At 44.8% G+C, this 9,467-nt stretch carries 9 protein-coding genes; 3 read left to right on the forward strand and 6 right to left on the reverse strand.

The window, feature by feature from the left end:
- Positions 1 to 36: 36 nt before the first annotated feature.
- The 5 genes from H8S52_RS05445 to H8S52_RS05465 all read right to left on the reverse strand — a co-directional run bounded on the left by H8S52_RS05445 (position 37) and on the right by H8S52_RS05465 (position 5,853).
- On the reverse strand, positions 37 to 1,452 hold the full coding sequence (locus H8S52_RS05445; RefSeq protein ID WP_061411612.1) for a YfjI family protein: 1,416 nt from the start codon (positions 1,450 to 1,452) through the stop codon (positions 37 to 39).
- Positions 1,445 to 1,798, reverse strand: coding sequence for a helix-turn-helix domain-containing protein (locus H8S52_RS05450; RefSeq protein WP_061411610.1), 354 nt, complete (start codon positions 1,796 to 1,798; stop codon positions 1,445 to 1,447). Before H8S52_RS05450 ends, H8S52_RS05445 begins: the two co-directional genes overlap by 8 nt.
- A 215-nt stretch (positions 1,799 to 2,013) precedes the next feature.
- Positions 2,014 to 3,162 (reverse strand): DUF6043 family protein, encoded by a 1,149-nt coding sequence (locus H8S52_RS05455; RefSeq protein ID WP_061411608.1) that lies wholly within the window; start codon positions 3,160 to 3,162, stop codon positions 2,014 to 2,016.
- Positions 3,163 to 3,209: 47 nt separating this feature from the next.
- Positions 3,210 to 4,541, reverse strand: coding sequence for a site-specific integrase (locus H8S52_RS05460; RefSeq protein WP_061411606.1), 1,332 nt, complete (start codon positions 4,539 to 4,541; stop codon positions 3,210 to 3,212).
- 13 nt (positions 4,542 to 4,554) lie between these two features.
- Complete coding sequence (locus H8S52_RS05465; RefSeq protein ID WP_127075629.1) at positions 4,555 to 5,853, reverse strand: site-specific integrase; 1,299 nt, start codon at positions 5,851 to 5,853, stop codon at positions 4,555 to 4,557.
- Positions 5,854 to 6,134: 281 nt separating this feature from the next.
- On the opposite strand from H8S52_RS05465, the gene H8S52_RS05470 reads away from it, so the two are divergent.
- The 3 genes from H8S52_RS05470 to H8S52_RS05480 all read left to right on the forward strand — a co-directional run bounded on the left by H8S52_RS05470 (position 6,135) and on the right by H8S52_RS05480 (position 8,842).
- Positions 6,135 to 7,118, forward strand: a complete 984-nt coding sequence (locus H8S52_RS05470) for an energy transducer TonB (protein ID WP_237975108.1) — start codon at positions 6,135 to 6,137, stop codon at positions 7,116 to 7,118.
- 21 nt (positions 7,119 to 7,139) lie between these two features.
- On the forward strand, positions 7,140 to 7,559 hold the full coding sequence (locus H8S52_RS05475) for a DUF1643 domain-containing protein (RefSeq protein ID WP_117941130.1): 420 nt from the start codon (positions 7,140 to 7,142) through the stop codon (positions 7,557 to 7,559).
- A 107-nt stretch (positions 7,560 to 7,666) separates the two neighbouring features.
- Positions 7,667 to 8,842: a hypothetical protein gene (locus tag H8S52_RS05480; protein ID WP_186909426.1), complete on the forward strand. Its 1,176-nt coding sequence runs from the start codon at positions 7,667 to 7,669 to the stop codon at positions 8,840 to 8,842.
- Between the two features lie 246 nt (positions 8,843 to 9,088).
- On the opposite strand, the gene H8S52_RS05485 is transcribed toward H8S52_RS05480, so the two are convergent.
- Positions 9,089 to 9,298 carry a hypothetical protein gene (locus H8S52_RS05485; RefSeq protein ID WP_039950951.1) on the reverse strand — a complete coding sequence of 70 codons (210 nt, stop codon included), beginning with the start codon at positions 9,296 to 9,298 and terminating at the stop codon, positions 9,089 to 9,091.
- Positions 9,299 to 9,467 lie beyond the last annotated feature (169 nt).

A 9,467-nucleotide genomic window follows, 5' to 3' on the forward strand; every position in this document is an offset into this window, starting at 1 on the left:
TGCAAAACTGCAAAGACTGCAGGCTGCAACAAGGGATCATCCGTTGCAGTTTCGTGGGGATGATTTATCATCGCTTTCATTGGATTTTTCAGATTTATCATACATGATTTTCTCGTAATGTCCGGCTTTTGATTTCCGGAGAAGCCTGCTGCGGCATAACTCCTTCAGGTAATTCATGACAGTCCGCTCGCTGACGCACTGCCGTTCCTTTCCAACAGTTATTGCTGTTTTTGTATCAAAGGTATCAGGCAACATAGACAGCAGCACCTTGGGAGGGTCTTCACAGGCGTCATTCGCCACGAAAGAACGGATACGCGTGTATGACTCTTCAAAATAGTCATTCAGCCGTATGGCGGCTTTCACCGATGATACATCTATAAACTGCAGGTGACTTTCACCGGACGCGTGGCGCAAAACCTGAATTATCAATGCCAGACGGGCTACATGGGCCGGATGTTTCATTTCCCGGCTGTCCACCTCGGCATCATCCTCTATCTGGTTGATACGCTCCACCTTCCTGTTCCACCAGGAGAAGAAGTATTCCCTGGCCTCCCTGTCCATAGACAGCACGTGGGGTGTTTTTTCTTCCGCTTCGGTGTCATAGTCCAATGCAAGGACCTTGTTTAATATGTTCTCCCAACGGACTGCAGCCAAGGATGTCCTTTCCCCATCGTCATCCCGGTTTCTCCAGGATGACAGTTTGGGGGATTTGGGCATCACGAACAGGATACGGTCAAGCAGCCCGTTTTCCTCGAAACCTTTTTTCAGAAGCTCGTGTACACGCTTGGTTTGCGTGGTTCCGATGATGTTTATGCATGGATGCTCGATGTGTACAGGAACAGGGGAGTTTACCCTGGTAACATCCAAAGCCCCGCCACTCCATGCGGTCAGGAGTTGTTCTATGAGCTGCCCGTTCGTGTAACGGTTGGCGGAATTGAACATGCCCATAATCTCGTCTACCAGAATGACCACGCTTCTCGGGTTATTGTGGTGGGTCAGTAAAAGCGACTCGGGAGTGAAATCAGAGACTACAGTGCGTTTCAGGACAGGTTTCTTCCCGTTTTCTCCCGCGGCTTTCCATTCCTCCATTTCTGCCTCGTACACCTTGAAAAGGGCATAGTCACGTTTCCGGATCGGGCGATATGCGGCCTCCAGCGGTGGGGTCTTGCCCAGTCCTGGCCTGCCTACCAGAATGACGTACAACGCTCCGCTGCTCTGCCAATCTCCTTTGATGCGGATACGGTATGCGCCTCCCAAGGCCGCGGATACAGCCGACAACATGGCCGTCGCGATAAACTCGATCTTGTAGTTCTCGTATGTGGCCATATCGAGTATGACAGACTGCACGGCCTGGGGCAGGACCTCCAGCGGGAATCCCGTTCTTTCAATATCCTCCGCCTCCATGCGGATTCTGTTACACAGTTCAAGCCTGCCGGTTGCCATATCACACATTTTTTCTCTTGCAATAGGATGTTACACTCTCGGACTTGTTGCCTGTCTGTACCCGGCGTACATCAGATTTGGCATACATGTTCTTGTTACCGACCTTGACCGGTACGAGATAGCCTCGTTTCGCCCACAGGTTGAGCGTGCCCTCACACACGTTCAGCAACTCACGGACCTGTTTTGTATTGAGATAAGTCTCCTCCGCTTCACGCAGTATCGCGGCTCTCTGTTCTTCCTGTTGCGCCATGATGGTACGCTGCACGATGGATTCAGCGAACATTTTAAGGTCAGTGGGAGTGACTTCCAGTTTCACGTTCGCTCCCTGCTCGACCAGACTCTCTATGGTAATCATAAATATCAATTTTGAAGTTTGTGATGACCATCTTCAAAAGTTCCCTGGTGCCCCGCTTCCGATGGCTTATAAAAGAGAAGCACCGCCAACCCTCGGGAAAGGATTGACGGTGCAAAACTATATATGAATTGAAAGTAATTGATATATAGTGATTTGTCTTAAATTGTCATGACAATATAAGTCCGTGTGACAACGTGAAAAGGTTATAATTAGCCTTATTTCTCTGCAATGGCCATCGTGCCTGTACCTGGGATATTACTGATAGCCTGTGCCAATTTCTGGAACAATTCCCGGTTCTCGTCACTCTCTATCAGGGGTGCCATCTGGTCTTTGCCGTCCTTGATCACATGTTTTGCCGTTCTCAGGAACCCGACCGACTGCCGTATGGCGCTCTCGCTTTTCAATGACGGCAAATCCGTGAACTGCAATGTCAGCCCCATGCTGTACTCCTTGGCTGTATGCATACCGGCAACCAGACCGAGCTCCTTCAATACATAGAACGGTAATGCCTGATGAATGGCACTTGTATTGACGGAAATAAAGTCGCGGATATGATGTAATACAACTTCCTTGTTCTCGTGATCAAGATAATCGGCGAGTGGCCGTTCCTGGATTTTTTTCTTTCCGGCCACGCGTTGTACAACAGGCCCCCTGACGCTGTCTTCGGTCCGGGTTGTAATCGTATCCCTGCTTTCTTCATCGGTTTCCATGTCAGCCGTGATGGTCTGCAAGGCCCATTCGCCGACATGGCCTTTTTCAATGGCGTTGTTCATGGCAAAATACCTGTCCCAGTCTGCCCGAGTTCGGAAACCGTTCCTGATGGATACGTTTATTATCTGCTTGACGACAAGGGAACAGCCCAGCCTGTCTGCATTGTCAGCTTTCGGGTTCTTCATCTGTTTCTCTATCATGGAGACCATCGCCTCGAAGCTCTTTCCGTAATACAGCCAGCTCAACACGAGCGGTGCCGAAAGGGTGACACCCGGCTTGGAAGATTTACCACTGAAAAAGGACTTTATCCTGCCCCAGAATGTGACCGGCGGAACGTTGTCGGGCAGAGGATTGTTTTCCTCCCTCTGTTTCCTGTACAGCTCCACGATCTGCCCGGGTACCGCGTTCTCCGCGAACTGCATGTTTATATTTGCAAGGCCATCCGTGCTGTCATCGTTCCAGGACAATTCCCATTCCCGCCTGATGCCGGGGAGTTGCCTGAATATGGCTTTGCAGATGGCAAGATACTGCCTCTCGTCACCGTTTGTCATCAGGCGCGAGAAGCGGTTGTATTCTTCACGGTGCGTGTTCTTCCACTGGAGAATATCCTCCTTGAATTGTTCGTATGTCAACTTCTGCTCGTCCATATTCATATTACATTATCGGTGGATATAAAAGGATAGGTGGAAAAAAGGAACGGTCAATCCAGAAGGCTTACCAGCTCCTTCTTCATTTCATCGTCTATCTTGCGGTACCGGGCAAAGGCACGGCTACCTTCAGAGTGCCCGGACATGGAGGCAATCAGGTTCGGGTCCTTGACCTGCTTGTACAGGTTTCCGATGAAGGTCTTCCTCGCCGTGTGGGTGGTGGCCACCTCGTACAATGGTCTTGCCACATCTTCGCGCGTCTTCGGGTCGAGCACCCTGACCATGCGGTCGATTCCCACGTATTTGAGAATCTCCTTTATTTTCTTGTTGTAGCCGAAATGCGAGAATCTCGGGAGCAGAGCTTCTTCCAGGTCCTTGTACCTTCCCAGTATATCCAAAGCCTTTTGGTTAAGCGGGACCCGTACCGTGCCCGCGTGCTCCAGCTTGGTCTTTTGGGGGATGTACTCGACGCAACCGTCCACGATATTCGCCTTGGTCAGCCGGTTCAGGTCACTGACACGGCAGCCGATCAGGCACTGGAACATGAAGATGTCACGATAGACCGGATAGCTGGCGCCCATGCCGCTTAAGTCGGCATAATATACCTTGTCACGTTCTTCAAGTGTCAGGTAGAACGGGTCTCCGTACATGGGCTGCGCGATCTGGTACTGGTCGAAAGGATTATTTCGTGTAAGGCCACGCTTGATGCACCATTTGATGACGGTGCGTATGCGGTACAGGCTTCCCGACATGCTGTTCTCGGAACGTACCTGCTCGACATTACGGCGGACCTCGTTTTGGTAAAACACGGGATACATGTCAACATACTTGTGCTCCTCCTGCAGCCAGAATTTGAAATCCCTTATGTCATCTGCCGTGATGGAGTCAATGCAAAGATGGAAGCCCCTCTGGTGCATGACCTCATGGCGGAAACGCTCGTAACGGAGTACCTTGTTGAGATTGTCAAGATGATGTTTTCGGCTCTCGAACGAGAGTGGGGTCTCGTCAACATATTTTTGTATCTGGTATGACAACAGGTATTCGTCAGCCTTGTTGCCGCCCCTTGCATTGATGTTGGGGTGATGGTATTCTTCTATCAGTCCCTTGAGCCAGTTCCCGTCAACTCCACGGCTGTATTCCCTGGTAATCAGGTGAGTAATTTGCTGGATATCCCTGTCGAGAGCGTTCTTCTTCTCTTCCGAGACAAGAGCCACACGTGGTTTGTAGCCTTGCCTCTCCGGACTCCAATGGTTCGGGTTGATGGACAGCTCGCTCGCGGCCTTTATGTCCACACCACCGATATCCCGGACACGGAAATAGACCCGAGCAAGATCCGTCACGTTGTTTTTCGCCGATGTCTTTCTGATAAATGCTGTTACTTTCATGTATATATCCTCCTCAGTTTATCATTTCAACAAGTTTTCGTTTCATGTCATCATCTATCGTCCGGTAACGCCGGAAGGCCCTGCTGCCTTCCACGTGGCCTGACATGGAGGCTATCAGGTTGGGGTCCGGAACCTGCCGGTACAGGTTACCTACAAAGGTCTTGCGTGCCGTGTGGCTGCTGGCCACCTCGTACAAGGGCTTCTGCACGGTGTTGTAGCCGTGCGTGTCAAGAATGGTGACCATGCGGTCAATGCCACAATGTTTCAGCAGTTCCCGTATACCCAGATTGTAAGTATTGATGGGCTTGAACGGAAGCAGCTTGCCGGTATTCCCGCTATAGCGTTCCAGTATTCTGACCGCCTTTTCATGCAATGGGACCCTGACGGTTTTCGCCTGACACTTCTTGGTCTTTTGAGGCATATACTCCAAAAAACCGTCCTTGATGTTCTCCTTGGTCATCCTGTAGAGATCACCGACACGGCAACCGACATAGCAGTGGAACACGAAAATGTCCCGGATGACAGCCAGTTTCGGGCAGTCGCTCAAGTCTGCGTCGTACAGGACATTCCTCTCTTCCGATGTGAGGTAGAACGGGTCGCCGTAGGTCGGCTCCTTGCAGCCATAAACAGCATAGACTTCGTTGTCGGAATACTTCATTCTCTTGCACCAGTGCAGGAACGTGCAGAAAAGGTTCATGGTATTGATGACGGTCGTGTTGGATAGAGGCTTGGGCTTGTGGTTGATGAGCATACGGGGAGTATAAAAGTCAGGATACTCCTGGCGGAGCAGGTACTCGTTGGCGACGTACTCCCTGAAGTCGTTCATCTGCCCCAGGGTGACAGTTTCAACGAAGAGCGTGAAGTCAGTATCGCCCAATAATTCACGCCGGTACTCGTGATACCTGGTCATCGTTCGCTCGAAGCGGACAATGTGCTCCTTGGTTCTTTCCGCGCCGTCATATTTTTCCAGGTACTCGTGGATGCGGTGGAGCAGGTTCGGGTGATCACGCTCGAAAGCCCGCGCTGGATGCAGGACATCCTCGATGACCTGTTTCATCCACTTGCCGTCAGCCTTCTCCGAGAAGGTCTTTTCCGCTCTCTCGATGATGGCGGCGATCTGTTCGGGCACCCGCTTCTGTTCAATGGCCGTCACTGCAGTAGTTCGCCTGTAACATAAGGTATCGGCATCCCAATACTTGTCATGGACCGCAATGGGGGAAACCACTTTGATGTCCACGTTCTTCTCCCGTACCCGGAAGCAGATGTTTGAAGTGGTCGCAGAACATTTTTTCAGATAGACGGAAATTTTCATTTGCTATACCTTTTTGATTACATGACAAAGGTAAATAAATTCCCAAATATGTTCCCATATATCCCGAGGAAACTTGCAACGAATTAAGACAAATTAAAAAGTCATTCCCGAATCTGATACCACATAAAGTATTGAATATTAGATGTTATATTTGCACTTGTTTAGCTATTTTTTTCATTTTCGTCTTTATTCGACTTCTCGAATATCAGATATTGCAGTTCCACGCTTTTTCTGTATATAAATCTCCTTTTGGAACTGGGGGATCTAATTTATAAACAATAATGAAATTAAACATTTTATTTTTAATTACATTCTTAAGTTTATGGAATGTGTCTATCGCCCAGTCTTTAAAGATTTATTCTGGTAAGTATCGAGAAGGAACTGCAACTTATTCATACAAAGACAATCCTGATGGAGGACGAATTTATGAAGGGAGCTTTGTTTATACTACTCCTTATCATAAAATTACTGGACAATTCAAAAATAACAAAAAGGATGGCCAATGGATTTACAAAGGATATAAGAAATCCCTGAAATTATCATATAAAGATGGGGTTTTGGATGGTATGTATCAATTCATCAATGGAGGTGATAACGCTTGTATACTTCTTTTAACTATTAAGGATGGAAAATTTGTAGGTTCTGCAAAAGGGACAGACATTGGTTATACTTGGCACAGATTATTTCATTATAGGGGTTCTTTTAGTGGACAGTTTGACGAGAATGGCTATATGGATGGTGATTGGACTTTTAAAGATGACGACGGTATATATGTCTTCCACGCAACATACGAACATGGGGTTTGCCAGAAATGTTATCGTGAAGACATAACAACCGGAGACATTGCTGAAGGTGCAGTTAAAATTGATTTACATTCTATTATTATAGATAATTTCGAAACAATAGAAGGAGAGGTTGATCGTGGACATAGCCGTTGGCGCAAATATGATTATGAAATAGAAAAAGCCCCCTCACCTGTAATACAAAAAGAAAGTGGATATGGCGCCTTTCTTTCCGGGCGTTCATTGGTAGGAGGACTACCACGCCCAAGACACAATGTGGCAGAAGAAGGAATGGTGGTTGTTGATATTACCGTAAACCCAGCCGGATACGTAATAGCTACCAGTGTTAATTCTCAAACAAATACATCAAGTACCGACTTGTGTAAAGCAGCAATGGAAGCCGCCCAAAAGGCTCGTTTTAATGCCATAGACAGCACAGGCAATCAAGTAGGGACAATAACTTATTATTTTCAATTACGCTAATCAAAACTTTTATCCTAAATTATGAAATATGAAAATGTAACCATGAAAGGAAATGCGAATGAGTTTCGCTTTTCACTAACTAAAGAAGGCGATAGAAAGCTAGTCGTATTTGGTGTAAATCCAAGTACTGCTAACGAACAAATTGCCGATTTGACAATCACAAAAGTAATGGGATTTGCAGAGCGGAATGGCTTTGATGGCTTTATCATGCTAAATCTCTACCCACAACGCTGCACCAATCCTGAAAGCTTAGACAAAGAGATTGATGAAGAATTGCAACGCAAAAATTTAGAGGTAATCCGTCTATCTGTAGGCGATATGAAAGAATCCATCATATTGCTTGGATTTGGCGATACTATTAATTTGCGTCCCTATCTGAAAAGGCGTCCTAAGGAAATCATTGATATGCTTGCTCCCAATAATCCTCAATGGAAAATGTAGGGACATTGACTAAAAACGGAAATCCTCGACACCTTTCCAGAGTGGATTATATCACGTTTTCTGATTTTAATATGCAAGAATACATATCCATATATCTATAAATTATCATGATGAACCATATCTATAAATTCCGACTCATAAGCATGACTATGCTATGCTTGTTGTTATCTTGTACAACACCCAATCCGGTTGAAGAAGCCAAAGTTGAAATGCAAAAAGAGTACCATGCCTATTTTGACAATACAATCAGTATGATAGAGCAATACAATTGGGTGTTATCCATTGACATTTATGATTATTGGTATCCGGAAGGAGCTACCGTTATTGATTTTGTCAATGATTTGGAAACTGGAATACAAGGATGCAGGCGACTATCTAAAGAAATTTCCACCATTAATATAGATGATGAGCGGGTTATTTCAGCCAAACAAGAATTACAACAAGTATTAAAAGAAATAAGCGAAGATCTGGTTTCCCTTGTTGATAATCCAACTAATATTTTTGAAATTGTTGCAGAATCTAGAGATGAAGAATTCGAAGTGCCAGAAATAATTGTCCACGCACTAAGCAGTCTGCAAAACAGCATAGAATCCAAAATGAACATAAGCAATGACATCGTATGTATGCGAGAAGACATCATTAGAAATAAAAGGCTGAACAAGGAGCAATTTATTGAAATCAATCAATCCATATTAACAATGGCACGTGATAGCTTTCTACATCATTTCCAAAATTGGAAGGAAGTAGATGCTTATTTTGACCAAGAAACAAATTACTTGAAAGACAGTACGTATATCAATAATATGTATCAATTCTTCTATGCATCAACAGAGGCTATGACAAAGCTAAAGAAGCATAACTTATACGATGAACAAACTACTCAAATGTACACTGGTTTCTATGCTGAATCCGATGCTTATTGCGAGCCTGTTAATAAAGCAACAGACAATGTCACCACCATCTATAAAGGAAATGGATTTGTTATAGACTTTTATTCAAATGCATTAGATGGAGAAGGAGAATTGTATTGGAATGTTTACTCTTGTCAAGAAAACAACGGAGATTTAACATTGACACTCAAGAAAAGTTTTCTCTATAGCAAAAACAATTATTCCGCATCAATCAAAACACTAGATGAAAAGTATATAGGCGAAAAGTATATTTATAAGTCACTTTCCTGCGGAGAAAATTCTTATGCAGGAATACATATATCCAACAAAGGAAAAAAATATGCAGAAGTTTGGGTTGAAACTGAAGAAGATAAAGGGTTCTACGGGGGATAAATCACTTTGTGCGTAAATGAAGATAGGCTGAATGTTGTTGAAATACCTATAAATAAGGGAATTGACGCAAAAATACAGAGTTTATATACTCAAAACGTTCCGTTATATTTGCTTATATTATGGGCTAATTTAATAGAGTTTCTATGAAGTTCTAAACAGCAAAAATGATATTAGAGTAACACGAAGGGTTGAATTGATGCTTTTTGAGGCACAATTCAGCCCTTTTCTGTGCGGTTTGGTGTGAGGTTACTCTTGGGTGCTACGAATAAGGTGAGACTGCTTGATAATGGCTCTACGGGTTATTTTAACGCCACCGTCAGTGAGACCAGCATGAAGTAAAGAGTTTTTTTTGATACCTATTTGGGCGTCATTTAGAACGGTGTAGATGGCGCTGATACTGCCGAAATAATAGTCCTTCTTCTCGAAAATGAGATGTACGTGAATTACCTTAGTCATAAATTCATTATTTAGATATTTCTTTCTACAAATATATTCTAAATAATTATTAGACATTATATAGATTAATTTGTTATATGACTCATTTTGTGACTGATTCTAAAGTTGTGTAATCCACAAGCAATAAGAATCACCATATCTTCGAAACCGAATTTATGGCATCTGAATC

This window comes from Bacteroides sp. NSJ-48 (assembly GCF_014287405.1).
Taxonomy (GTDB): Bacteria; Bacteroidota; Bacteroidia; order Bacteroidales; family Bacteroidaceae; genus Bacteroides; species Bacteroides stercoris.